Source organism: Chloroflexota bacterium, assembly GCA_014360825.1.
Classification (GTDB): domain Bacteria; phylum Chloroflexota; class Anaerolineae; order UBA2200; family JACIWT01; genus JACIWT01.
Map to the genome: position 1 here is coordinate 1 of JACIWT010000062.1, position 1,252 is coordinate 1,252.

A 1,252-nucleotide genomic window follows, 5' to 3' on the forward strand; every position below is an offset into this window, starting at 1 on the left:
CGCGCACCGTCCAGGCCCATATGGCCCACATCTTCAGCAAGATGCAGGTGGGTTCGCGCACCGAGGCCGTGCTCGAAGCCCTCAAGCGCGGTTGGATTCACTTAGAAAGCATCACATAGACGACGTCTGGTACAAGAGAGTCCCTGCTCTCTTCACGAGAACAGGGACTCTGTAGTTATACAAAGGTATATCGAAGTCAGCGCGAGACGCAAATCAGGTCTTTGATCTTCTCAAAGGTCTTTTCGCCGATGCCACTCACCTCTTGGATGTCCTCGATGCGGGTGAAGGGGCCATGGGTCTGGCGGTAAGCGATGATGCGTTCCGCCAGCGCGGGGCCAATGCCAGGCAGGGTTTCCAACTCCGCCGCCGTGGCACGGTTGATGTCCACGCACGGTTCCCCTGCCGGGCTGGGGTTTGAGGGCATCAGGGCAGAAAGACCGACCTCTCCTTTCACGGGCACGTATACATGCTGCTGATGTTGTACACCCAGCGCCAAATTGATTCGATCCAAGTCAGCGTTCTCCGTTGGCCCACCTGCAGCGGTGATGGCGTCCTTCACCGTGCTCCCGCCCGGCAACTCATAGACATCGGGCTTGGCGACGGCCCCGGAGATGTAAACTCGCAGGGTTTGAGGTATGGCGGGAGTATTAGCGGCGGGTGGGGGCAAGATGGTGATTGGTGCTGGCGTAGGGCGGCGCAGGAGGATGACCACGATTCCCAAGACGATGAGGTAAACCAACGTCAAAAGCGCGATGAGCGTGACCCATTTCTGGTCTCGTTTCTGCCACTGGCTCATAGGTGGCTCCTCCTAGGCTACGCCGGCTCGACGTGCACCGACACCCCTCTTACTTCTTTCCACCTCTCCTTTATCTGTTGCTCGATAGCACTCGATACGCGATGCGCCTCTTCGATGGGCATCTCGGAGTTCACTGTGCAGTGCATAGACACGTAAAATTGGTCACCGCTGCGCCGCACGACCACGTTATGGCAGTAACCCACGCCGGCATGACTCTGCGCCTCTGCGGTGATCTGACGCACGAGTTCGGCATCTGATGACAGCAATTCGCTGTCGTTCGTGTGTTCAAGTGCCCTGGGCTCAATGTGGACGATAGCCTCGGCTACGTTAGGGATACGGGCGTGGATTTCTTCTTCCAGATCGTTCGCTATCTGGTGCGCCTGGCCCAGTAACATACTCTCGCCCACTTCCAGGTGCAGAGTAATGTAGAACCGTCCCTCGATTTCATCGGCGTGT

The 1,252-nt window shown here is 57.7% G+C and carries 3 protein-coding genes; 1 reads left to right on the plus strand and 2 read right to left on the minus strand.

All coding sequences use genetic code 11. From position 1 onward, the window contains the following. Positions 1–119, plus strand: a 119-nt coding sequence (locus tag H5T64_13505) for a response regulator transcription factor (protein MBC7265349.1), incomplete at its 5' end; no start/stop codon positions are given. A gap of 77 nt (positions 120–196) precedes the next feature. Here H5T64_13505 and H5T64_13510 read toward each other — a convergent pair. Together H5T64_13510 and H5T64_13515 are read right to left on the minus strand one after the other, a co-directional pair. Then, a complete protein-coding gene (locus H5T64_13510; GenBank protein MBC7265350.1) occupies positions 197–796 on the minus strand; it encodes a helix-hairpin-helix domain-containing protein in 600 nt (199 codons plus the stop codon). Positions 797–813: 17 nt separating this feature from the next. Continuing rightward, positions 814–1,252, minus strand: a 439-nt coding sequence (locus H5T64_13515; protein MBC7265351.1) for a hypothetical protein, incomplete at its 5' end; no start/stop codon positions are given.

Bases quoted from the DNA above. Each gene is read 5' to 3' on its own strand.
- H5T64_13510 (MBC7265350.1), bottom strand. From the start codon at position 796: ATGAGCCAGTGGCAGAAACGAGACCAGAAATGGGTCACGCTCATCGCG.